The sequence below is a fragment of the Methanococcoides vulcani genome (genome assembly GCF_900111645.1).
Lineage (GTDB): Archaea > Halobacteriota > Methanosarcinia > Methanosarcinales > Methanosarcinaceae > Methanococcoides > Methanococcoides vulcani.
In genome coordinates this window covers 98,368-123,711 of record NZ_FOHQ01000006.1, presented here as the reverse complement: position 1 = coordinate 123,711, position 25,344 = coordinate 98,368, and the positions used below count along the sequence as shown (strand labels likewise).

Below are 25,344 nucleotides of genomic sequence, written 5' to 3'. Positions count from 1 at the left end.
TAATTTATGATCGACATAAATCCTCAACGTACATTGGTACGATATAATGTAAAGGTAGAACAGGAAATGACTCCTGAAGAAGTTGCAGAGAAGCTATTTCCGGTAGATGAAGCTATACGTGAAGTTGCAAGAGCTGTTTTTGAAGGAGATGAAGATGAAGTTGTGGAAAGTCTTCAGAATGCGATAGATAAGGGTAAGGATCCTTTATCCCTGATAAATGATGCACTCATGGTGGGAATGGAGATCGTTTCAACACTTTATGATGGTAATATGCTCTATCTTCCTGATGTCATCATCTCAGCTCAGGCAATGATCGAAGGAATTGAGTTCTGTAAGGAACGCTCCGGTCAGGAGCACGAATATAAGGGCAAGATCGTTTCCTATGTTGTAGAAGGTGACATACATGATATCGGCAAGAAGATCGTAACAGTGCTTCTCAAGGCAAAAGGCTATGAGGTCATTGATCTTGGAAAAGATGTTCCCGTTGAGGAGGTCATTGCTGCTGTGAAAAGGGAAAATCCGATCATGCTTACCGGGACTGCCCTTATGACAACTACAATGTCTGCATTCAAAGATGTGAATTCCCGTCTTCTTGATAGTGATATTAACGTTCCTGTTGTATGTGGCGGGGGTGCAGTTACACAGGATTTTGTTTCCCAGTACGATCTTGGTCTCTATTGTGAGGAAGCAGCAGACGTTCCGAAGATCGCAGATGCTATACTGAAAGGATTTGATGTTGAACGCCTCAGGAAGGAATTCCACAAACATTGATGGTGGTTACTTTATGGATGTAAAACGCTATACAAAAATGGCATATGATGATTTTGAGGATATGGTCTTCGGACACTCCCTTTATCCTGTAAGTACAGGCTTTGATCTGGAGATCGGAGCAGGTTACACTTCTGCAGAAGTAAATTATGCACCTCGGCCTTCATCAGGAGAGTCTAAAGAGAAACTTGTTGCAGAATATGAGAAGATCACAACTGATATCCTTCAAAGGATGGTCCAGGTGGGTTTTCCCTCCGTAGTTCTTGAGACCGAACATGTGCTTCAGATGACCACGAATCCTGAATGGGGAGCAGAGATCGCACATGCGCAGAAGACCATCATGGAAGAATATTACGATGAATATGGTATCAAATGTGCATTGCGCAATACTCTTGCCGATATTCGCGGAGGTCGTGAGAGTCTTGACCTGCGTGGAGACCCTTATGATGTTCTTATGGAATCTTTTGAGCAGGTGGCATCCAGCGGTGCTGATATGCTTTCTATTGAATCCCTTGGAGGCAAGAGCGTTTTTGACACTGCTATCCTGCATAACGACATACCGGGAATTTTGTTCTCAATAGGAATTCTCGGAACTCTTGATGTTGAATTCATCTGGTCCGAGATAAGCAGGATCGCAAAGAAAAACAATGTAATTGCTGCAGGAGATACCGATTGTTCCCAGGCCAACACTGCTATGTTCATTGCAGGAGGTCTCCTTGACAGGAAACTTGCCCATACAATGGCTATAGTGGCAAGGGCTATTTCTGCACCGAGGTCGCTTGCAGCATACGAGGCAGGAGCTGTTGGGCCGGGAAAGGATTGTGGTTATGAGAACACGATTATCAAGGCTATCACTGGTGTTCCCATTTCACAGGAAGGAAAAGCTTCCACCTGTGCTCATTCGGATCTTATGGGTAATCTTGTTATGCAGTGCTGTGATCTCTGGTCCAATGAGTCCGTAGAATATCATGGTGAATTTGGCGGTACAAGTGTCCAGTGCTGGGGCGAAACATTATCCTATGATTGCTCAATGCTGAATACGGCTATTGAGGCTGGTTATGCAAAGGTTTTCAGGGATGTCCTGATGGTTTCGGACCGATATCGTGATCCTCAGTCCTTCATACTTGCATTTGACAATGCGTACAGGATCGGGGAAGCTATCGTAAAGGATGGAAATGATATATATTTGCGTTCAAAAAACGCTGCAATTGAAGCCTGTGATATTGTTGAGAGGGGTTCAAAAGGGCAATTAGAACTTTCCAAGTTCGAGAAAGCATCTCTGGCAAACGCTACCAAGATACTTCATTCCCTTACCGATGAGAAGGATGTTTTCATTGAAGAGCAAATGGACAAGTTCAAGACTGAAATGGATGAATTCAGGCCTGAGAATTATGGTTATTGAGAAGATATCTTCTCATTATTTACTTTTTTCTCTTTAATTTAGATACTATTTTTCTTCTGCTAATTGCGGTACAATGTTATTGTCCTGATATTCAGGATCATCTGTTTGGCAATGCAGGTGTTGCGCACTGAAGTATTATTTAAGTATTTTGATAGCTAGCAGTGGTGTTAATTATTTTATGTTATTATATTATCTCCTCAATATATCTATTGCCGTACTAATCTTTAGAATTTTTTCACAAATGAAAGTTACATTATTTCTTTGTTTTTTCGTTTATTCTGCCGGTTGTTATTGTTTTTCCTCTCTATTAATAATAAATCTGGATGTATAGCACTATATATAACTTTCTATAACTTTGTATGTACTTTTTTCAAATTTAATCTAATTAAAGTCCAGTATCGGAATCAATAGACTTTTTTCTTTACATTTAATGTGTTTAATTCTATCTTGCATCCAGGGATATATTTTTATATATGTTTAATTTCGATGAAAAATATTTATTATATATAAGTATTTCTATGCCATATAATCTTCTATTTTTTACCAATGCTTTTTTGCATTAGATTTCCAATATCAGTAAGCGGTTTTGTCTTTTAAAATTTACTATTAAAATTAATTGGTATCACTCGTTATATTTATATAGTAAACCCTTTAAATAGAAATGTTTATATACAGAAATACCAGACGTATTATTAGGATTTCAGGACGAAATCTGATGGATTGGATCGAAGACGATCTTCTAACTGTTTAATGATCGTCTCAATACATAAAAAAGAACAAAGGAAGTAAAACATGACCAGTCTCGATATAGATCCCAGTGAAATTCTGGTAAGGTATAATGTGAAAATGGAAAAGGCAATGACGCCTGAAGATGCTGCAGCTGAACTCTATCCAAAGGATGAGTTATACAGACCAATTGCAGAAGCAATCTTTGAAGGCGAGGAAGACGACGTTATCGAAGGTCTCGAGAAGGCAATCGACGCAGGCAAAAACCCAATTGCATTGATCGACGATGCTCTCATGGTAGGTATGAAGGTTGTCACAGATCTGTACGACCAGGGTGTAATCTTCCTTCCAAACGTCATGATGTCCGCAGATGCAATGCTCGATGGTATCGACTTCTGTAAGGAGCAGTCTGACGAAGCACCTGTTTCAAAGGGCAAAGTCGTATGCCATGTAGCAGAAGGAGATGTACACGATATTGGAAAGACCATCGTTGCTGCTCTTCTCAGGGCAAACGGATACGAAGTAGTTGACCTTGGACGTGACGTTCCTGTGGATGAAGTTATCGAGGCTGTCAAAGCTGAGAAACCAATCATGCTTACAGGTACTGCACTGATGACAACAACAATGTATGCTTTCAAGGCTGTCAACGACAGGCTGCTTGAAGCAGGCCTTAAGGTCCCATTCGCCTGTGGCGGTGGAGCAGTTAACCAGGACTTCGTCACTACCTACGAATTAGGTGTTTACGGTGAAGAAGCTGCTGACGCACCAAAGATGGCAGATAAGATCGTTGCCGGAGCAGGTATTAGCGCACTTAAAGAGGAATTCCATAAACACTAAAGAGGTGAAGAAAATGGCAATAAACAGATACACAAAAATGGCATATGGCAGTGCAGATGAAATGATCTTCGGTAAGTCAAAGTTCCCTGTAAAGGCAGGACTTGGCCTTGAGATCGGTGGCGGATACACAACTCCTGAAGTGAACTATGCTCCAAGACCTGAAGCAGGTGCATCAAAGGAGAAACTCGTCAAAGAATACCAGAGGATCACCACAGATATCATGAACCGTATGGTTCAGGTAGGTTTCCCAGCTGTAGTACTTGAGACAGAACACGTTGAACAGATGACCAACAACCCAACATGGGGAGGAGAGGTCGCACACGCACAGAAGACTATCATGGAAGAGTTCCACGATGAATACGGAATCAAATGTGCATTAAGACACACACCTGGTGACATCCGTGAAGACCGTGACTTCCTTGAACTCAGAGGTGACAAGTTCAACACCCTGATGGAATCATTCGAAGAAGTAGCATCAAACGGTGCAGACCTGCTCTCCATTGAGACAATGGGTGGTAAGGAAGTATTCGACTATTCTATCCTGAGGAACGATGTTCCTGGTATGCTCTATGCAATTGGCTGCCTGGGTACCATGGATATGGATTTCATCTGGCAGGAGATCGCCAGTGTCGCAAAGAAGAACAACGTTGTTGCAGCTGGTGACACTGACTGTTCCGAAGCAAATACTGCAATGTTCATTGCAGGTGGTCTGCTCGACAAGAACCTTGCTCACACACTTGCAATCATTGCAAGGGCAATCTCAGCACCAAGGTCTCTCGCAGCATACGAGGCAGGAGCTGTAGGTCCAGGTAAGGACTGTGGATATGAGAACACCATCGTAAAGTCAATTGCCGGTGTCCCAATAGCACAGGAAGGTAAGAGTTCAACCTGCGCACACTCCGATGTCATGGGTAATCTTGTCATGCAATGCTGTGACCTCTGGTCCAACGAGTCTGTCGAATATCATGCTGAGTTTGGTGGTACATCTGTCCAGTGCTGGTCAGAATCCCTTGCATATGACTGTGCTTTGATGAACACAGCAACTGCAACAGGCAAAGCAAAGGATCTCAGAGACCTGTTCACACTTTCCGACAAGTACAGGGATCCACAGGGCTATGTGCTTGCATATGACAATGCATACCGCGTTGGTGAAGCAATTGTCAAAGACGGAAATGACATCTACCTCCGTGCAAAGAACGCTGCACTCAAATCCATAGAGATCATGGAAGAAGGAGTTGCAGGCAAGCTCGAACTCACAAGGTTCGAGAAGGGCGCACTCGCAGACGCAAAGGCTGCACTGGGAGCACTTACAGACGACCAGGACACCTTCATGAGCGACTGCATGAGCAAGTACAAGGAAGAAGTCAAGGTATTCTTGCCTGAGAACTACGGTCTCTAAGCAACGTGCCGGAAAGTTTTTCCAGACGTGGACTGTAGCCCCGGATTTTTCGGGGCTACTTTCATCACCTTGTATTACAGACGTTTAAAAACCCCTTTACTAACTACGGTAACACCCTTTCCGTAAAGCAAACAAACAAATAGGAGGCGATACCCAGGAATTTACAAACTCCTTTATCTCCTTTAAATTGTATTTTTTATTTTTAGTGAGCGAGGTTTCGCTTTATTATACATTATAATTTATAATTGTTTAAATATATATTATTGGTTAGTAGTTTACAACATCCATTATTACAATAAAACAGGAAGTGATCATCTTTGACAGACGAGAATTTAAGTATAGTTGACAATACAGCAGATCCGGCACCTCTTGGGTTCATGGGACTTGGTCTTGCTGCTACAATGTTAGGTCTTATGGGTTTAGGATTCTTTGCAGACGCTACAATGGTAGTATCAATGTCCATCTTCCTTGGTGGATTTGCACAGGTATTTGCAGGTATTCAGGGCTGGAAAAAAGGAGATGTTTTCGGAGCAACTGCATTCTCAGCCTTTGGCTTGTTCTGGTTCTCCTTGGCATTCATACTGATGTCTGCAGGTCTCGCAGGCGGAGTGCTCGGTGCAGCCAGTGCAGCCTCAGTTGGTTTCTACCTTCTGATATGGGGTATAGTTTCTCTGGTGTTATTGCTTGTTACATTTAAGATCGGAGTTAAGGCAATAATTGTGGTATTCTTTACACTTACACTGACATTCTTCCTGAATGCAGCTGTGAACTTTGGAATTGGAGTTGGTTCACTTGCAGGTTTCGTGACCTTATTACTTGGTCTTTCTGCAATGTACACTTCACTTGCACTCGTAACGAATTCCGTATTCGGTAAGACAGTTGCACCGCTGTAAATCTACGGTGCAAAATAGGTACATTCAAGTTTCCAGCTGGTCGGTTGACCGGCTGGACTTGATCTGAAAAATGAAGGGATCGGAATGTGGGAAATATCTACAGTAAAAGGAACATCATTTGCAGTCTTTTCAGTTTATCTGGCAATGGCAATACTAAAGATAGCTATGGGAATATATGTCGATCTCTCTGCAATTGAATTAATAGGATATTATTCACTTTTTGTCTGTATAATAGGATCTGCCAGAATATTCGGTCCACAGATTGTTTCACATTTTGCTGAGAAGGACCATCCATATGGCTATAAAAAATATGGTTCATTGATCTCTCTTTTTGTTGCCTTAATGTTCATTCTATTTGGTCTTGACATTCTAAAAACACTAATTACGGCTGTATCAGTCGATAGCTATTACGGATTTTATTCATTTGTGCTTGCAACAGTACTTATTGCAATTATGCTGGATATTTTGATACTGAAGATCAAAAACGAAAATGATTCTTCAGAGAAAAATGAGATATTCAATATATCTCTGATCGAAACTGACCTGTTGTTGTCAGTTGTCGTTGCAGGAATTCTGATCTCGGGAACGATCTATCCGCTGGCAGAACTTCTGGTTGTATTTTTAATAGTAGCATTTCTTTTTAAAGAATGCACATTTATCATTGTAGAATCCAGTAATACATTATGTGATGCATGCAGGCTTGACGAAACCGCTGTACGCAGGATCGTAAATTCGATCGATGGTGTGGAGAATTGCTACATGGTGCGTGCACATGGAGCTTCACAGAGTATCTTTGTTGATCTTCATGTAAAAGTAATGTCTGATATGCATATCAGGGATTCCCAGAGAGTTGTAAGACGTATTGAAAATGAATTAAAGAGAACGTTTAGAGGGGTTTCGGACGTATTTGTTCATATCGAACCTCTATAAGTGATGTGAATTACCGCTTTCAATTGAGTCCGAATATGTCCGGTTGTAACGGTAGGAATAAACGGTGATTACTAATGCAATATAGTTTGGGTATTGATGCAGGTGGAACATATACGGATGCGATCCTTGTGAGGGATTCTGACAGGTCAGTTGTAACTTCCAACAAGGCACTGACAACGTATCCTGATCTTATAGAGGGAATAAAAAATGCAATCGATGGTATCGATGAGGGATACCTAAAAAAAGTAAAACTTGTATCGCTTTCCACAACACTTGCCACAAATACCGTTCTGGAAGATACTGGTTATCCTGTTGCTCTTATTCTTGCAGGTGATCATAATATCGAAAAGGATTTCCCGACGAATGACATCATTTTTGTTACAGGTGGCCATGATCACATGGGAGAAGAGATGGCACCTCTGGATATAGAAGCGGTGAAGAACTTCGTCCTGAGGGTCCAGGATAATGTATCGGCGTTTGCTGTATCTGGACATTTCAGTATACGTAATCCTGAGCATGAACTCCGGGTAAAGGAGCTGATCACAAAACTTACTGGCAAACCAGTCGTATGCGGCCATGAACTTTCCCAGGATATTGGTGCTTATGAGAGGTCAGTGACAGCTTATCTAAATGCACAGTTGCTTCCTGTTGGAAAACATTTCATAAATGCGATCATCTCCGAGATGAAAAGAAGGCAGATGGATTCAAGACTTATCATGCTCAAATGCGATGGTTCTGTGGTTGGTATCAGGGATGCACTGGAAAGACCCATCGAAACGATATTCTCAGGTCCTGCTGCAAGTCTGATAGGTGCTTCCTATCTTACTGATATAGCTACATGTGCTGTCATAGATGTTGGTGGTACAAGTACTGACGTTTCCATGCTTTGTGATAATGTACCGGATCTTAGTGAAGCCGGTGCAATTGTCGGTGGCTGGCAGACAAAGGTCAAGGCAATTCACATGGAAACATCTGCAATGGGTGGTGACAGCCATATATGGACAAAGGACAAGAACGTTTACATAGGTCCCAGAAGGGTGGAACCGTTATGTCTTGCTGCTGTTAAATATAAGGGATTTCTCGAAAAATTAAAGAGAATTGTAGTTCCTTCTCGCAGGCTTTTTGATGAGAACATCCAGCCAACCAAGTTCTTTGTGAGGACCAGTCATGAGATCGTTGAACTGACAGAGAACGAGGAGATGGTCCTGTCTGTGATCGGAGCTGATCCTGTTTCGTTCGATGACATGTCCAGCAGGCTTAAAAAACCGCCATCTTCCTTTGTACTGAGCTCTCTTATAAAGAAAAGACTTGTTCAGGCTATCGGTTTTACACCAACTGATGTGCTTCATGTGCTGGGCGAGTATGATGAGTGGAACTCCGAGGCATCCAAATTGGGTGCAGATGTAATTGCAAAGCTGAACAACACAGGTAAGTATGAGCTTTCTGCTTCCCTGAAAAAAAGATTTGCAAGGAACATGTCACTTGAACTGATGTCTTACATCCTTCCGGGAGTGGACCGTTCAGGTATTGAAAAGATAGTTGATGGAAAGTTCAAGGCAAAGTTCGATGTGGAAGTTCCGGTGGTACTTCTGGGAGGTCCTGTAACAGCTTATAAGGATGAGATAAAATCCTTTATAAATGCTGACATACTCGTTCCGGATCATGCTGAAGTAGGTAATGCTGCAGGGGCACTTTTTGGCAAAGGCATCAAAAGGATAGAGATACTAATAAAGCCGGTATCAGTGAATGATCCTGACAGGGATTTCTTTGTGTTTTCTCCCGATGGAAGACTGAAGTTCGACACATACGTGCAGGCATTGGCTTTTGCTAACGATCATGGCAGGTCGATGACCTATAGCTATATGAGTGAATGTGGTATTCGGGAAAACAACGTTAATGTAACGGTAACAGAAAAGCATGTTTCACCGGAAGGATGGCGCCATCCTCCGATGGAGTCGAAAATAACTTTTGTTGGTGTCGGTATTATTTGAATTTGAATGAAGAGAATTCCGATAACTTTCCCCAACAGAAGCAATATTTATAAAAGGTTATAAAAAATTTATATCATATCCTTAATGAACTTTGCTTTAAAACTCTATTCAAAATTGAGTTTCGTGGCGTATCAATTATTGTTGCTTGCTGAATTACAAAACAAAGTTGAAGAAAGCAGATCATCTGGCAGATTTTCATAATGAAGGTGTTGTCAAATTAGAATTGGCGGAATTATGAGTTAATTTGATAATCTCAACTTACAGAACTTCTACCATGAACATATAACTAATGAGGACCACACTAACCGGGATTTGCTCGCCATCTTCATTAAAACCGATGCAATCGATCATTTCTCCATTGATGAAAAATCTGTAATAATGTCTGAATCCATTAGTGGCTCATATTGTTACGTATCCATGTATCCGGGATTCTACCACCAGTATCCCCGATCCGGTATCTTGTATTGTTCATCGACCTTATAGCTGATCGATGAAAGTAATTTGTTCTAGAGAGGTGGAAAAAAGTAAAACTTATTTTTACCGGGGTAATCTGATGTGAACTGTGGTACCTTTGCCTTCTTCACTTTCGATCCATATATCTCCTTTATGGGCTTCAACGATACTCTTGCAAATATACAGCCCCACTCCGGTTCCGCCATATCTGCGCTTGATTGAAGCATCGATCTGGTAAAACCTTTGGAAAAGGTTCGGTATGAGCTCTTTAGGTATCCCAATTCCGGTATCTTTTAACTCGATGTGTAGATACTTTTCTTCTTCATATGCCTTCAGGACAATTATGCCTCCTGAAGGGGTGAACTTTATTGCATTATCAATAAGGTTGGTCAGCATATCGGAAAGCCTTGTTTTATCCCCATCTATCAAGGTTAGATTGTCAGGTACACATTTTTCAATTTTCAAATATTTCTCTTTAATTTGCAAATTTACGTCATTTACTACATCGTCTATGATCTCTGCAATCCGGACCTTCTCGATCTGATACTGAATAGTTATGGATTCCAGTCCGCTGATGAACAATAACGATTCTATCAGGCGTCTGAGCCGTTCGGAATTTCTCAGAACCACATTGACTGCCTTTCTTTGCTGTTCATTGAGTGATCCCAGGGTTCCATCAAAAACGAGTTCACCATATCCCTTGATAGAAACTAGCGGTGTTTTAAGTTCATGACTTATGTTGGACAGGAACTCATTTTTCATCACATCAAGGGATTTGAGTTCTTCGTTTGCCTTTTCCAGTTCTTTGTTCACCTTTGAAAGTTCATTTGCATATTTTTGAAGTGCTTCTTCTGATTGCTTTCTTTGGATTATTCTCCACATACCTTCCATAAGTAATGTCAGTTGGCGAACGTCGGATTCATCATAGTCTTCATCTTTGTTCCCTACCCCTGCTACTGCAACTATCTTTTCACCATCAAACACCGGAATGTTCATATGACGCGTCAGTTTCACATGGTCTTTTGGATATCCTTTCTTTAATGGATTTGGAGCATTGTAGTCATTTGTAACAATGGGGTTTCGCTGTCTCAGCGCTTCTCCCCAAAGTCCGGTGCTCTTCAGGGTATAAACTATAGGTTTATCCCTTATTTTGCATTCCAGCATTGCGGTTTTGGACCATGAATGCATTGTGAGAATGGCTTCATCTTCGTTTACGAATGCGATATAGCCTACTTTGCTCTGAGTAAGCCTGACAGATTCTTCCCGAGCAAAGTCTACGATCTCCTGCATTGACCTGTCGGTCATCTGGTTAAGTTGCAAAAGTGTTTCGAGACGGTACTCATCGAGCTTCCAGGCATCTTCAGCTTCTTTGCGTCGTGTTATATCTTCAAAGATACCGATACCACCCAGAAGAGTCCCATCTTCTGATATGTTCGGGCTATACTCAGCTTTAATTGGTGTGACTCTACCACTAATAATAGATTGGTACACGTTTTCATAATGACCCGGCTTTCCTGAGAGTACTGTTTTTACAGCATTCTTCATTTCTTTATCCCTAATCGAAGTTACCATATTAAAGCCGATAATATCTTTTCTGGATGCAGCAATGATCTCAAGGAACTTTTCATTACAATGTGTGATCATCCCATTTTGATCAAAGTGAAATATTCCTAAAGGAGAATTCTCAAAGATCATTCGGTACTTCTTTTCAGATTCCTTTAGTGCTTCTTCCGCCATCTTACGTTCACTGATATCTTCAAAGATACCGATACCACCCAGAAGAGTGCCTTCTTCAGATATATTTGGGTTGTAATCAGCTTTTATAAAAATAAGTTTACCACTAATTACAGTACAATATTTTCCTTCATAGTGACCAGGTTTTCTTGAAAGAACCGCTTTGACAGCATACCTCATTCTTTCATCCCGGATGGAGGTCACCATATTGAAGCCAATGATATCTTTTCTTGAGGCAGATATAATTTCAAGGAATTTATCATTACAATGTGTTATCATCCCAATATGGTCAAAATGGAAAATTCCCAGAGGAGAATTCTCAAAAATCAGACGGTAGTTCTTTTCTGAATCATTAAATAGCTCTTCTGCCCCTTCATTTTTGATAATATCTTCGGAAATTCCTATTCCCCCTGTACTGTAACTATCATTAATTATCCTTGAAAAAGAAAAACGATAATTAAAAACCAATTCTATGTTGGGCTTTAGTGTTATCGTATTTAATATTGTCACATTTATTTGTATTTTAAGTTACATGAGTTTATTAAATTCTATACATATTATACAACAAAAGAGTTGCTCCTAACTAAAAATTTGTTAGGGGCATATTGAAATTGTAAGTAACCGTCTCAATGATGGTGTGAATGCCCGTGTTCATGATGTGCATCAAGCTTTTCGATCTCAATTCCATAGCGCTTGAACACATCTGTTGCGAAGGTATCTACGATCTTCACGAGCTCATCTTTCTTCATGTTCGATATTGCTGAAAGTATCTTTAATTTAGGAGTTTCATTCTTTCCTGTTTCTATCAGCTCTAATTGCGGATCTTCGAAGTATGCTGTGACGTTCATTTTTACTGTATCTGCATCAGAATCAAGGAACATCTTGATATGACCTATGAATTCAGGGCTATGCTCCATAACTTCTGTTTTTATGTTCGTCATGATCTCCCTGGAGATCAGCTTTGCTTTATCGATGTCCACTCTGTCCTTGATCTTATATTCTGTAGCATAGGTCGCAACACCTGATGCGTCGATGGAGTTTTCTATTTCCTGCTCATCCCTGATAAGTTCCATATCTTTCTTGCTGACAAGGGATATACCATTTGCAGGGGTAAGGGATGTTCTTCCCATCTCTTTCGGCTTCATTTCCTGAACTTTGGTATCTGGAGATCTGTTAAGCATTTCTTCAGGAAGTATCATGTCCATGAAACTATAGAACTTCTCATCGCTATTATTTGCAGAGATGCGTATCACTTTTGCTTTTTTGTTGAGCTGCTGTACAGATTCTTCTACGATAGGTATTTGGATGTTGTCCATAAGGTCGATCTTATTGATGGCAAGGATCTCTGCATCTTCTATCTGGCGGGTGGAGAAATGTTTCATCTCTTTTAGCAGGTGTTTGAACCTGCTGCCGTCGATAAGGGTCACAAGGGGTGCTATTTCCGCACCTTCTCCCAGGTCCATCAGCTCGATCTCTCTTTTGATCAAATTTGGGAACGCAATTCCGGTAGGTTCTATTATAAGGACATCCGGATTGTAAGAATTAAAAAGCGTTATCACAGTTGAGCGAAGTCCCATCTTGAGCGAACAACAAATACAACCGTTCGTTATCTCTTTTGTATCGAAACCGAACTTGTTGATGATATCACCGTCGATCCCGATCTCTCCGATCTCGTTGACAATAATGGCAACTTTGTGCCCCTTGTCCACGAGATACTTCCCAGTATTGATTATCGTGGTGGTTTTTCCGCTTCCGAGAAAACCGCCAACTACAAGTGTTAGCATTTTAGTAGCTCCTCTTTTATTTTTAGGAACGCACCATCCGATCCAAAAATGATACGTTCTTTTCTATTTATATGTTCGATATTACTGGTTATTATACCTTTTGATATTAATTTCGGCCATCAGATCTGCTTACTGAAACGCTTTTCTATTTATGCAATACTGTGTGAAAAGGTATTCAGTAGCAATACAATGATTATGGTGGTGCCGGATGCAATATCAAAATAGTATGATAGTATCAGTCCGTTATGTTGAATGTAGCGAGATCAAATAGTTCAAGCACCTCATCACGGGTTATCCATTCATGTGCTTTTTTGATGCTAAAATTATCTCTGAGCTTATAGCTCACAAGAGCTTTCAATAGTCTGTTGATGTCAATACCATGTTTTTTGTGTTTGCTGAATATACTAGAAAAGTTCAGGACATCGTAGAGATTTTCAACAGTCAGGATAGTTCCAATCGGAAAGGATATATTGGTATTAGGAACTATTTCGTATGTTCTTAGTTTGGTTTGCATGTTTTGATCGACTCAAACAAAACTAAGAACATTTATATTAATTTTAACTGCCAAACTTGGGTTAAAATGATCCTTGTTCAAAACATATATTCGTTCAAGAAAAAATCCGTTCCATTTTTCATTACAAATTATCAGAGGGTTGAAATTGACAGATCTAACACCAAAAGAAAGATTCATGCGAGCTTTACAAGGCAAAGATGTAGACAAGGTTCCGGTCTGTTCAGTTACTCAAACAGGCACTATCGAACTTATGGATATTGCAGGTGCAAAGTGGCCTGAAGCACATTTTGATGCAGAGAAAATGGCAACTCTTGCAATTGCAGGACATGAGATCGCAGGGCTTGAAGCTGTACGTTATCCTTTTGATGGAACTGATATTCCACATGCACTGGGATGCAAAATAATTGAAGGGACCTACGATACGCAGCCATCGATCGTTGATTTCCCCTGCAAAGAACCGAAAGATGTGAACGATCTGGAAATTCCTGAGAATCTCCTTGAGTGTGACAGGGTAGCGACTCTCCTGAAAACAACAGATATAGTAAAAGAACGTGTTGATGACGACATACCGGTAGTTGCAGGGATGCTCGGACCGGCAGCACTTGCAATGTCATTGGTTGGTGTAAGAAATTATCTCATGTGGTTCATTTCGGAGCCTGATACCATAAAGGAATTGATCACAATAGGCACCGATATCTGTATAGAATATTCCAATGCTCTTTTTGAACATGGGGCTGATGTGGTCTGCCTACCTGATTCCGAAGCCGGACCCGAGCTGATACCACCTGAGTTCTTTGAAACGATGATATTATCCGACTACAAGAGGCTCAATCAGAAGGTGCACGGGAAGACAATAGCACATATTTGTGGAGATGCATCCGAGATCCTTGAACCACTATCAACTTCCGGCTTTGATGGCATAAGTATCGAGGAAAAGGTCGACGTCGGATATGCAAAGAGCATCATCGGGAATAAAGCCTGCCTGATAGGAAATATCTCCCCGGTAGAAACGCTTCTTGGAATGCCTCCGGAACAGGTCAAAGAAGAAGCAAAAGCATGTATTGACGATGGAATCGATATCCTTGCACCAGGATGTGGATTAGCTCCGCATACATCTCTTAAGAATTTGAAGGCGTTCGTTGCTGCAAGGGATGAGTATTATCTGGAGAAAGAGGGTTAATAGGTTTATATTACCCCCACATTTTGACCATCCACATACTATGGAAGGATAACTGCGTCGGATTTAAGATCAGATTTCGAAGGAATTCGTGAGTTCGAATCTTACCCCTCGCATAATCTTTCGGGGTAATAGTAATCATTCAAAAACGCAACGCTAAATTTTTTGATTTTTTATGAGTTCGAATCTTACTCCTCGCATGGTAAGTTGGGGATATAGGTAACTAAGAAAAATGCCACTCTCCTAATAAGTTTATATTTTTGAATTTGAATATTATTCTTCGAATGATTTATTCATTGTTGATGTAGTAAAAAAATATCTGCATTTTTATAAATGTTTAGATTAAAAATTTTAAAAAGGATAATTATGAGGAAACTAAAGCTAATCTCAAAAATGAAAAAACATTGCCCTCACCCAAAAAGTGAGGACAATGATGTTTACCTAAATGTGCTGATATCAAGAATGAAAAGACCATTCTCAAAATCAATCACGTATGCATAGTTCCCTGCTACATCAACATGACCGGCAAGACCAGCAGTGTCATAACTGCCTGCAAGCGTTGGTGAAGTGGGGTCACTGATATTCAGGATTACAAGACCATTGCTCCGATTAGCCACGTATGCATAGTTCCCTGCCACAGTAACATCTACTGCCATATCATCAGTATCATAACTACCTGCAAGCGTTGGTGAAGTGGGGTCACTGACATCGACAATCACAAAACCATTGTTAGTAGCCACGTAGACATAGTTCCCTGCTACAGTAACACCGTATGGGCTACGATCAATAACATAACTACCTGTAAGTGCTGGTGAAGTCGGATCACTGATATCAAGAATTACAACACGATCGGCAGCATTAGCTACGTAGGCATAGTTTCCTGCTACAGCAACATCCACAGCAGCACAACCATCATAACTGCCTTCAAGCGTTGGTGAAGTGGGGTCACTGACATCGACAATCACAAGATCATTGCTAGCCACGTAGACATAGTTCCCTGCTACAGCAATATTAAATTTCATACCGTCAGTGTCAGTGTCATAACTGCTTGCAAGCGTTGGTGAAGTGGGATCACTGATATCAAGAATTACAAGACCATTTTCAAAATCAGCCACATATGCATAGTTCCCTGCTACATCAACATGACCGGCAAGACCAGCAGTGTCATAACTGCCTGCAAGCGTTGGTGAAGTGGGATCACTGATATCAAGAATTACAAGACCATTTTCCTCATCAGCCACGTATGCATAGTTCCCTGCTACAGCAACGCCTTTCCATTCATCAGCGTCGTACCTGTCTGCAAGACTGACATTCTCTAATGTTTCTTCTGGCACTGGTTCAATTTCAGGAGTATCTATGCTTTCAGTCCTCGCAGGTAGTGCTATTTCCTCCTCATCAATTACAAATGAATTCAGAGAATTTTCGTATAGTTCATTAAAGTTGTCATAATCGCTAGACATGCCAACTACTACATAGTAATAATCACCGACATCGAATACAACGACGAATGCATTTGTCATAAACGGAAGACCCATACCTTCTATTTTCGAGGGGTCAAAAATTACTTCAACTCCTTCTCTACCATTTATAGTAACAGTTTCAAATTTTGATATCGCCCCTACTTCTTTTAGCTCTTCGATATCCTTGTCCACAATATCCTTGTTCAGCCACCATTTTGCATCGCTTTCATTTGTATAGACAAGTACCGCTAAACGTGTCCAATCGTCAGTTGTCATCTGGTCAAATGTTTTGCCAGCTAAAAACTCTCCTCCAAATGCTTCCTCTAATTCACAGTATTCAGGATAGTCGATCGTAAATCCGAGAACATCATCAGAATAGCGGATATACCCTTCTTTCAGCGGCACTTCTGTAGTAGATACTGTTTCTTCCCCAACACACCCTGATATAAGGGCGATACAAAAAACTAAAAAACATATCAATAAAAATTTCTTCATTTAATTCCCCCATTAAAATGTATCAAACAAATATTGTTGAACATTATTTATTTATTTATTTATTTATTTTTTGATAGCCGTACTATACGTTTATAGAATACATCTGAAAATGTTCTTTCCAGACAGTACAAAAAGTTTATGCAATCGAAAATAAAAGTTCACTTTTTCCGAGCCTCTTATACCCCATAAAGAGGGTGTGGTAATGTATAACGTGAAAAAGCTATACGCAATGTTTTCCAAATATCTGTTGCATTTTTGATATGATCATTTCCCAGATGTCTTATATTTTTGCAAGACTAATCATTTTTGAACAAAGTGTAATGCTGTTAAATAGCAGATAAACACATAGATTACTATCAAGGGGGTATGTAAATAAAAATTGGACTAAGTAAACCAATTTGTTTTGGAATAGCTCTTGTTCTTTTGGCAACAACAGCAGGCACGGCTACAGCAGCAGTGTCACAGGGTATGGAAATACCAATCTGTACCAATCCCGCTGATCAAGACGATCCTGCCATCTCCGGAGACAGAATCGTCTGGGAGGATGAGCGTAATGGATGGTTAAATAACGATATCTACATGTATGATCTCTCAACTGGCACGGAAACACGAATCACAACCAATCCCGCGAGCCAATACGCTCCTGCAATCTCCGGTGACAGGATCGTCTGGGAAGATGGGCGCAATGGGAATTCTGATATCTACATGTTTGATCTCTCAACTGACACTGAAATGCAGATTACCACCAACGAATTTTATCAATGGTTGGCTACAATCTCCGGAGACAGGATTGTTTGGACGGATGACCGCTATGAAAGCTGGGAGATCTACATGTATAATCTATCAGCTGGCATGGAAATGCAGATCACCACCAATCCCTCTGGCCAATTCGGTCCTACAATCTCCGGAGACCGGATTGTCTGGGAGGATTGGCGCAATGCTAACAATGATATCTACATGTATGATCTTTCAACTGGCACGGTAATACCAATCTGTACTAACAAATCTATTCAAGGGTATCCTGCCATCTCCGGTGACAGGATCGTCTGGGAAGATAAGCGCAATGGGAACAATGATATCTACATGTATGATCTCTCAACTGGCACGGAAACACCAATCTGTACTAACAAATCTGTCCAAGAGAATCCTGCCATCTCAGGAGATCGAATTGTCTGGGAGGATTGGCGCAATGGAAACCCGGATATCTACATGTATGATCTCTCAACTGGCACGGAAATTCCAATCTGTACCAACGTATATGGTCAAGAGTATCCCGACATCTCAGGAAATAGGATCGTCTGGGAGGATATGCGTAATGGAAACCGAGATATCTACATGTATGATCTCTTTGTGGACTTGGATCAGGACGGAGTACTTGAAGATGATTTAGATGAGGAGACGATTCCTGAAATTTCGACTCTTGGAACGATTGCAATACTTGGTCTGGCATTCCTGTTTCTACGTAAGAAAGAATAAATCAAAATGAGGATTTGAACATCTGATAAAACGGATGTTTAATCCTTTATCTGTTTTTAATTGAAAATGCTGTTTCCATCATTCACTAACAAAAGCTATTTGTTCCCACATCTCCAATCTTTCCCTGACATGAGCATTGAGGGTAAACGGCTTCTCACTTCTGGCATTTTGCTTCATGTAATGCAACGTACCTTTGGAAAACCCCATTTTCTCCCATTCAGTATAAGGCATGTCAATGATCTTTTAATGGTATGGTGATTTTAATTTCCACCATTTCCATTCTGTTTAAACACCTTGGTTAAACATACACAAATTATTAAAAATGTTGTATTATATGCTCTGGAGAAAGGCAAGCTCTAAAACTTAAGAGCTGCTTTCTCCAGAGATGGAACCCTTTGGGGAACGATCTTCTTTTTACTTCCACGTAACTCTGGCAGGCTCCCTTCCCGGAATTCCTTTTACTTTGTGTTCAGGATACCCGAACATCATACAATATTGCACCACATGACCCTGTGGAAGCTCCAGTTCATCCATTAGTGGCTTGTAAGATGCAGCTGCAATGGAAAAGAACCCTGCCCAGCATGTTCCGACTTCAAAAGCCTGTGCTGCAAGTTCGAACCATGAAAGTGCTATAATACTGTCAGTATAACCGGTTGGGTTCTCAGCTGGCGTGTGTGCTATTACCAGATGAGGAGCTGCCCTGCAGATAGGGTCCACGCCCATTTCATAAGCAGAGATCAGACCCGGCATTAGTGGTTTGAGAGGATGTTCTTCTTCACTTGCCACGACATCGCGCATCCAGTCAATGCTCAAGCCGGCGATCTTTTTCACTTCCTCAGGATCGTGAACAATGGTCCATTGTACAGGTTGTTTGTTCATTCCAGACGGAGCATAGCGAGAAATATCAAGTATTGCTTCTATTGTACCCTTATCGACGGATTCATCTTTATAGCTCCTGATCGAGCGACGCATTACCATATATTTGCCTATCTCTGATGTAGGTATGGAAGGGAATTCATCATCCTGAAGCTGATAATAGGTTGAGTCGAACAAAGTTGAGATTGCGCCTTCTGGACAGAATACCTCGCAGTGCCCGCATTTCGCACAATATGTAGCAGCATCCTCAGGCGAATAAGGAGTTTCGCCTTCCCCTGAAGGAAGGATTATAGACATAGGACAGATCTCTACGCAGATCTCACAATTCGTACACAGCTCTGGGTCAATGGATATTACTGTCATCAGTTCACCTCTACTCCAAAAAATTCAGTTCAGTTAATGTTGGATGCTGGAGGATATATACTTTTCATCTGTGATGGAAAATTGGTGATGAAATAGTCGCAACAGCAGGGAATAAAGAATTGAGATTCCTGCTCGTTTCGGGTAAGCCCATCAATGAGCCAGTTGCCTGGTATGGTCCAATTGTGATGAACACGCAGGAAGAATTGAAGGTGGCTTTTGAGGAATATAGGAATGGGACTTTTATTAAATCCAAAAGTCCGGATTGATCCCATATTATTTTTATTTGAGAACATGATTACATTTATATACTGACAGTCTGTTCTACGAATCTCTATCAACATTGACAAGATATGTCTAAAAGGATAGAACTAATGGAATTCGAGAACAAGGTCATAGAGCATTTTAGATCGTGTCTGAAAAGTCTTTATAAAACTACCATTGAATGTTTGCTTGTTTTTTCCATTGATACTTCAAATAATTTCATATTCAGATAAATATTCACAAGTTTCCCCACCCTGAGTTACGTTTTTCGTAAAGCTTTCCCCAATTTATTTAATTGGCCCTTCAACTTCGAGCTTTGAGAGAACTTGCGGGTGTATAGTAATTTTAAGAAATGGTATAAATATGGCGTTTATAGAACAACTAAAGAACGATCAATTGAATTTTAAAAATGAGGTCTTATCCGGGCTGACGGTTTCATTGGCCCTTGTGCCGGAAGCTGTAGCCTTCTCAATAATAGCAAATGTTAGTCCATTAGTTGGACTCTACTCTGCATTCATCATTGGATTAATAACCGCAATTATCGGTGGCAGACCGGGAATGATATCAGGCGCTACCGGTGCAATAGCAGTTGTAGTTGTGGCTCTGGTGCTCCGACACGGAGTTGAGTATCTTTTTGCGGCCGTAGTTCTAATGGGTATTATCCAAATGACCATTGGCTTTTTGAAATTGGGTAAATTTATTCGGCTTGTACCACATGCAGTAATGTTCGGCTTTGTAAACGGACTGGCTATCGTGATCTTCATGGCCCAGCTTTCCCAGTTTAAATTTACTGACATCAATGGAATAGAACATTGGTTGGGCGGACAATCCCTTCTGGTCATGTTAGGTTTTGTAGGATTGACCATGGCTATTATCTATGTGATGCCAAAATTAACAAAAGCTGTTCCTGCTTCACTAACTGCAATTATAGTTGTTTCAGCCATTGTCATCTATTTCCAGGTCCAAACAAGAACAGTTGGAGATATTGCATCTATTGCAGGCGGTTTTCCCGAATTTCATCTGCCACAGGTTCCACTAAATCTGGAAACATTAAAAATTGTATTCCCTTATTCGCTAGTCATGGCATTGGTTGGATTGATCGAAAGTCTATTGACGCTGACCGTAATCGATGAAATGACAGAAACAAGAAGCAGGGCAAATAAAGAAAGTGTTGCACAGGGTATTGCAAATTTTGTTTGCGGGCTCTTTGGAGGAATGGGCGGCTGTGCAATGATAGGGCAGAGTCTCATTAACATCAATTCAGGTGCCAGAAACAGAATCTCAGGGATCGTTGCAGCCACGGGTCTATTACTTTTTGTTTTAGTAGGTTCCTCTCTTATCGAAAAGATACCAATGGCAGCATTGGTTGGTGTGATGTTCGTGGTTGCCATCGGAACCTTTGAATGGGCATCATTAAGGATATTCAGAAAAGTGCCCATGACGGATGTAATTGTCATGGTGGTCGTTGCAGGAATAACCGTTATCTACCATAACCTTGCAGTAGCTGTAATTGCAGGTGTCATAATTTCTGCATTGGCTTTTGCATGGGAAAATGCCAAACTGGTGCGTTCAAGAGAAATAATTGATGAGAACGGAATTAAGCATTACGAATTTTTCGGCCCGTTGTTCTTTGGTTCAGTTACGGAATTTCAAAATAAATTTGATGTGTTGAATGACCCTGATGAGATAATCATCGATCTCAAAGAATCAAGAGTTGCTGACCATTCTGCAATCGAAGCATTGAATAAGATAACCGAACGCTATGCAAAAGTTGGCAAAAAGGTTCATCTGCGACACTTAAGCGAAGATTGCCTGGTACTTTTGGACAACGCATCTGCCATCATTGACGTCAATCACTGGGAAGATCCGCATTACAAAGTTCCATCTGACATACTGGGATAAGATGTTTTGTAAAATACCAGTGAACTTCAGTTATTTGAAGAAGATAGGGTAGGATGATAATGATATTTGATCGGAGAACAAGGAATTAACTTTATTTGCAAAGTAATTCAATTGTTCATTATGGAAGATGAAAAGCAGAAGATATTCCTTGAGCTCCAATCTATCTTATCTTCTTATGTATCCCTCTTGTTTGTCAGGATAGACGAAAAAAACGCTATGACATCTATGGAAGCAAGACAGTATTGATAGGGAATACAAAAAAAGAATGGCATCTTTTTTGCGTCTGCAATAATCCAGAAATGTCATGTGGGATTCTACTTTTTCCCGATCTATTAACTTAATTTGGTTTTAAAATTATTTTATCCTATATCGAAAATAAGGGGCATAAAACCAAATACATTCAACATAATATCATTATTCCCGGAGCATACGATAACATGATACCTGCTGAATTTCTTGTGGTTTTCTTTGGACTTATGGCAGCCATATCGTGGGGTGCCGGAGATTTCAGCGGTGGATTTGCATCAAAACGTGCAAATGTCTATAGTGTCGTTCTGATAACCCAGGCAGTCGGAGTATTCCTTCTTGCAGCTTCAGCTCATCTGATGGCAGAAGAAATGCCACCTCTTGGTGGTATGCTCTGGGGAGCTGTTGCCGGCGTCTTCATCAGCATCGGGCTTCTTGCCCTATATCGTGGTCTTTCACAGGGAAGGATGGGATTTGTAGCACCTATTTCCGCAGTGGTAGCTGCTTCCGTACCGGTCATCTATGGTGCATTCTATGAAGGGTTGCCTGCTGTTCACCAAATGGTCGGTTTTGTTTTTGCATTTGTAGCAGTCTGGCTCATTGCCGGTGGAGGAGACGAGACCAGTAAAATAGAACGCACAGACCTTATACTCCCATTGATCGCCGGAACGGGATTCGGACTGTTCTTCATATCCATTGACAGGGTTAGTGATACGGCTGTACTCTGGCCCCTTACTGCTGCAAGGATCGCAGCTGTGATAACATTGCTCATATTTATCGCACTGAGCAGACAGGTGTACATACCACCCAAAAATATCCTTCCTGTAGTTATCATTGCAGGAATCTTTGACACAGGAGGAAACACCTTTTTTGCCCTGGCTTCCCAGGCAGGCCGGCTGGACATAGCTTCCATCACATCTTCCCTGTATCCTGCAGGCACAGTATTACTTGCATGGCTGATACTGAAAGAAAAACTTTCTTCAAAACAATGGATAGGTGTAGCTGCTGCTCTGGTTGCGATCGTATTTATCTCGGCCTGAAAGTGTAGGTTAAGTGTCTTTAATTTAGAGTTTACCGGGAAGCTACAAGAACAGCATACATTTCATACCAGTAAGGATAAAATATTCGTTCGAACCCGACTTCTTTTAACCTTTCCCGAAATTCCGCAAGTGTATCGATCTTTTCATAGACCCTATCCAGAGAAAGCAACATCTCTTCAACCTCTTCAGGCGACATACCCTGTTCCAGCATATACTTTTCCATTGCGACCTATAGATCATCTCTTCCCATTTGCTTTCAGGCCTGAAAATATCACCTTCGAGGAGCATGCCGCCTGGTCTGAGACAATCATGGATCTGTTTGAAAATTCGTGCTTTTTCATCTACTGGTAACGCAAAGAGACATTGTGTAGAGATCACAAGATCAAAACTGGTCTCAGGCCACATTTTCAGGATATCGCCTTCGACAAAGGTAATATCTTTGAGTTCAGGCTTTTCCTTAGCTATCGCCAGCATATCAGGATCCTTATCGATGCAGGTAATTGAGACTTCAGGTCTGGCTTTCCGGATCATACTGGTAAGAAACCCGGTTCCACTGCCCAGTTCAAGTATTTCCTGTTTTCCTTCAGGGATGTATTCGATGACTGTGGAGAAAAAAACCTCCCAATTTGGAAGAGCCTGTTTTTGCAGAAGGTCATATCTTTGGGGAAGGTTATCAAAAACATATCGGGTCATTATATTACCTTAAAAGATAGTATTAGAAGCTATTTTGTATGCCCACATATAGAAATTACTGAAGCCACTGAAAATAGTGGCTACAGATAATAGATATATAACCTCCATTCAGGCTTCTTTTCTGAAACAGATGAACCAGTCCAGACAGTATTTGCCTTCTTCTTCTGTTTCAACTCTTTCTTTAGCAGCTCCACAGGATCCGGGTGGTGGAATGATTACATCGTCGCCAGGCATCCAATTTGCCGGAGTTGCAATGTTCTCTTTATCAGATTTCTGCATTGCAATTATCATTCTTTTGATCTCATCCATATTCCTTCCGTTTGATAATGGATAGTAGAGGATTGCCCTTACCTTTGCTTTAGGATCAATTATGAATACTGCCCTTACTGCCTGATTATCGGAAGCATTTGGCTGCACCATTCCAAACATTTTAGCAACTTCCATTTTGAGATCTGCAATTACAGGGAACATTACCTCAACATTCTTCATCCCCTTGTACTCGATCTTCTCTTTGATCGTCCTTAACCAGGCTATATGTGCATACTTGCTATCAATAGACAGACCTATCAGTTCAGTATTAAGTTCACGGAATTCTTCCTGCATACTGGCAAATGTCATGAATTCTGTAGTGCATACAGGTGTGAAATCTGCAGGATGACTGAATAATATTACCCACTTACCCTTGTAATCCTCCGGGAAATTTATCTCTCCCATAGTTGTATCTGCTTTGAATTTCGGTGCATCGTCACCGATCAGAGGCATAGTAACACGTTCTGTATTCTCGGATTCACTCATATATCGTTCTCCCCATATCTCACTTTTAAAGAATATATTAAAATTTCAGATATTACTATATATAACTATTTAACATAATTAACGACGTTAACACTTGCAGTAATTTCAATCAATATCGAAAACAGAAAAATTAGAACAGCGTTTATATTAAACTCTTCAGAATTAATATTTTGCTGGATAAACGAAATCTCAAACAATTATGATACTTCAACTTGTTTTAATAGATAGATTTATTATGTGAATCTCCCCAATTCTTATTGGGGGTTTCTATATGAACAAATACCAGATCTCATTCCTATTGTTTTCAACATTACTTGTTGCTGCTGTTTCAGGATGCAGTACATACGGACCTGACTTTGGAGCCGAAGACATAGAATATTTCAGTGGCGAATATGAAGCAGATAACAATACCACTTTGAACGTTATCAATGTGAACGGACAGATAGAGATCAACAGCTGGGATGGCGATAAGGTCGTATTGGAAGCTATCAAAAGAACCTTTTATGGGGAAGATGAACTGCAAAAGGTTCACATTATTGTCAATAAGATCGATGACGAGCTGAAAGTGGAAACTAAGCATCCTGCTTATGAAAATGTCAGGGTTTCAGTTGACATGAAGATCAAGGTTCCGGAAAATGTTACAGTTGACATTATAGAAACAACCAATGGAAATATAGTGATCTCGGATACAAAGGGAAATACTACTGCTATAACCACCAATGGAGCTATAACGATAACTAACGTCGACGGATACATAAAAGCAAGATCCAGCAATGGTGCACTGGATATCCGGGGAACAACAGGGATCGACGATCTGAAGACCACAAATGGAAAAATAGAAGCCCAGATCTTTGACATTAAGGACGATGTGGAGATCAGATGCACTAATGGAGCAATTACCATCTATATAGATCCGTCATTGAACGCTGAGATCAAGATGGAAACAACTAATGGTTACATTTCAGTGAACGAAGTAGAATTAGTTGTAACGAAGATGGAAACAACTCAGGTAGAAGGGATCCTTGGTGAAGGCGGTAATAATATCGATATAAGGACCACAAATGGTTATGTGAACCTTAACAAACTTGTTGTTTGATCAAGGTTCATTTTTTTTCTATTTTTATATTAG

At 40.7% G+C, this 25,344-nt stretch carries 21 protein-coding genes and 1 pseudogene; 14 read left to right on the top strand and 8 right to left on the bottom strand.

What is annotated here, in order from left to right; translation table 11 throughout:
- Positions 1-6: 6 nt before the first annotated feature.
- From mtaC (BMX02_RS09400) to BMX02_RS09370, 7 genes are all read left to right on the top strand, one after another.
- Positions 7-771 (top strand): methanol--corrinoid protein MtaC, encoded by a 765-nt coding sequence (mtaC, locus tag BMX02_RS09400; RefSeq protein ID WP_091690432.1) that lies wholly within the window; start codon positions 7-9, stop codon positions 769-771.
- A gap of 13 nt (positions 772-784) precedes the next feature.
- Positions 785-2,170 carry a methanol--corrinoid protein co-methyltransferase MtaB gene (gene mtaB, locus BMX02_RS09395; RefSeq protein WP_091690431.1) on the top strand — a complete coding sequence of 462 codons (1,386 nt, stop codon included), beginning with the start codon at positions 785-787 and terminating at the stop codon, positions 2,168-2,170.
- Between the two features lie 792 nt (positions 2,171-2,962).
- The gene (gene mtaC / locus BMX02_RS09390) at positions 2,963-3,733 is read left to right on the top strand and encodes a methanol--corrinoid protein MtaC (protein ID WP_091690430.1); all 771 of its coding nucleotides are present in this window, start codon (positions 2,963-2,965) and stop codon (positions 3,731-3,733) included.
- A 13-nt stretch (positions 3,734-3,746) separates the two neighbouring features.
- A complete protein-coding gene (gene mtaB, locus BMX02_RS09385) occupies positions 3,747-5,132 on the top strand; it encodes a methanol--corrinoid protein co-methyltransferase MtaB (protein ID WP_091690429.1) in 1,386 nt (461 codons plus the stop codon).
- Positions 5,133-5,449: 317 nt separating this feature from the next.
- On the top strand, positions 5,450-6,025 hold the full coding sequence (locus tag BMX02_RS09380; RefSeq protein ID WP_280176532.1) for an acetate uptake transporter: 576 nt from the start codon (positions 5,450-5,452) through the stop codon (positions 6,023-6,025).
- Positions 6,026-6,109: 84 nt separating this feature from the next.
- Positions 6,110-6,955 (top strand): cation diffusion facilitator family transporter, encoded by an 846-nt coding sequence (locus BMX02_RS09375; RefSeq protein ID WP_091690428.1) that lies wholly within the window; start codon positions 6,110-6,112, stop codon positions 6,953-6,955.
- 74 nt (positions 6,956-7,029) lie between these two features.
- A complete protein-coding gene (locus BMX02_RS09370; RefSeq protein ID WP_091690427.1) occupies positions 7,030-8,946 on the top strand; it encodes a hydantoinase/oxoprolinase N-terminal domain-containing protein in 1,917 nt (638 codons plus the stop codon).
- Positions 8,947-9,483: 537 nt separating this feature from the next.
- Here the strand turns inward: BMX02_RS09370 and BMX02_RS09365 are convergent.
- The 3 genes from BMX02_RS09365 to BMX02_RS09355 form a co-directional block, all read right to left on the bottom strand.
- Positions 9,484-11,601 (bottom strand): sensor histidine kinase, encoded by a 2,118-nt coding sequence (locus tag BMX02_RS09365; RefSeq protein WP_177165261.1) that lies wholly within the window; start codon positions 11,599-11,601, stop codon positions 9,484-9,486.
- A 158-nt stretch (positions 11,602-11,759) separates the two neighbouring features.
- Positions 11,760-12,917, bottom strand: coding sequence for a GTP-binding protein (locus BMX02_RS09360; RefSeq protein WP_091690425.1), 1,158 nt, complete (start codon positions 12,915-12,917; stop codon positions 11,760-11,762).
- 235 nt (positions 12,918-13,152) lie between these two features.
- Positions 13,153-13,431, bottom strand: coding sequence for a hypothetical protein (locus tag BMX02_RS09355; protein ID WP_244625242.1), 279 nt, complete (start codon positions 13,429-13,431; stop codon positions 13,153-13,155).
- A 145-nt stretch (positions 13,432-13,576) separates the two neighbouring features.
- Between BMX02_RS09355 and mtaA the strand changes: the two genes are divergently transcribed.
- The gene (gene mtaA, locus BMX02_RS09350) at positions 13,577-14,611 is read left to right on the top strand and encodes a methylcobamide:CoM methyltransferase MtaA (protein WP_091690424.1); all 1,035 of its coding nucleotides are present in this window, start codon (positions 13,577-13,579) and stop codon (positions 14,609-14,611) included.
- Positions 14,612-15,045: 434 nt separating this feature from the next.
- Here the strand turns inward: mtaA and BMX02_RS09345 are convergent, their stop codons facing one another.
- Positions 15,046-16,563: an LVIVD repeat-containing protein gene (locus BMX02_RS09345; protein WP_091690423.1), complete on the bottom strand. Its 1,518-nt coding sequence runs from the start codon at positions 16,561-16,563 to the stop codon at positions 15,046-15,048.
- A gap of 423 nt (positions 16,564-16,986) precedes the next feature.
- Here BMX02_RS09345 and BMX02_RS09340 point away from each other — a divergent pair, with 423 nt between their 5' ends.
- The gene (locus BMX02_RS09340) at positions 16,987-18,039 is read left to right on the top strand and encodes a TolB family protein (protein ID WP_091690422.1); all 1,053 of its coding nucleotides are present in this window, start codon (positions 16,987-16,989) and stop codon (positions 18,037-18,039) included.
- Between the two features lie 78 nt (positions 18,040-18,117).
- On the opposite strand, the pseudogene BMX02_RS11680 reads toward BMX02_RS09340, so the two are convergent.
- A pseudogene (locus BMX02_RS11680) lies at positions 18,118-18,279 on the bottom strand (CRISPR-associated endonuclease Cas1); the annotation flags it as partial.
- A gap of 174 nt (positions 18,280-18,453) precedes the next feature.
- Complete coding sequence (locus BMX02_RS09335) at positions 18,454-19,278, bottom strand: nitroreductase family protein (RefSeq protein WP_091690421.1); 825 nt, start codon at positions 19,276-19,278, stop codon at positions 18,454-18,456.
- Between the two features lie 80 nt (positions 19,279-19,358).
- On the opposite strand from BMX02_RS09335, the gene BMX02_RS09330 reads away from it, so the two are divergent.
- From BMX02_RS09330 to BMX02_RS09315, 4 genes are all read left to right on the top strand, one after another.
- Positions 19,359-19,544 (top strand): pirin-like C-terminal cupin domain-containing protein, encoded by a 186-nt coding sequence (locus tag BMX02_RS09330; RefSeq protein WP_210409186.1) that lies wholly within the window; start codon positions 19,359-19,361, stop codon positions 19,542-19,544.
- A 358-nt stretch (positions 19,545-19,902) separates the two neighbouring features.
- Positions 19,903-21,441, top strand: coding sequence for a SulP family inorganic anion transporter (locus BMX02_RS09325; RefSeq protein WP_091690420.1), 1,539 nt, complete (start codon positions 19,903-19,905; stop codon positions 21,439-21,441).
- A gap of 120 nt (positions 21,442-21,561) precedes the next feature.
- Complete coding sequence (locus BMX02_RS12275) at positions 21,562-21,687, top strand: hypothetical protein (protein ID WP_280176531.1); 126 nt, start codon at positions 21,562-21,564, stop codon at positions 21,685-21,687.
- A 191-nt stretch (positions 21,688-21,878) separates the two neighbouring features.
- Positions 21,879-22,727, top strand: coding sequence for a DMT family transporter (locus BMX02_RS09315; RefSeq protein ID WP_091690418.1), 849 nt, complete (start codon positions 21,879-21,881; stop codon positions 22,725-22,727).
- Between the two features lie 105 nt (positions 22,728-22,832).
- On the opposite strand, the gene BMX02_RS09310 is transcribed toward BMX02_RS09315, so the two are convergent.
- Both BMX02_RS09310 and BMX02_RS09305 read right to left on the bottom strand, forming a co-directional pair.
- On the bottom strand, positions 22,833-23,420 hold the full coding sequence (locus tag BMX02_RS09310) for a class I SAM-dependent methyltransferase (RefSeq protein ID WP_091690417.1): 588 nt from the start codon (positions 23,418-23,420) through the stop codon (positions 22,833-22,835).
- 108 nt (positions 23,421-23,528) lie between these two features.
- A complete protein-coding gene (locus tag BMX02_RS09305) occupies positions 23,529-24,215 on the bottom strand; it encodes a peroxiredoxin (RefSeq protein ID WP_091690416.1) in 687 nt (228 codons plus the stop codon).
- 271 nt (positions 24,216-24,486) lie between these two features.
- Between BMX02_RS09305 and BMX02_RS09300 the strand changes: the two genes are divergently transcribed.
- On the top strand, positions 24,487-25,311 hold the full coding sequence (locus tag BMX02_RS09300; RefSeq protein ID WP_091690415.1) for a DUF4097 family beta strand repeat-containing protein: 825 nt from the start codon (positions 24,487-24,489) through the stop codon (positions 25,309-25,311).
- Positions 25,312-25,344 lie beyond the last annotated feature (33 nt).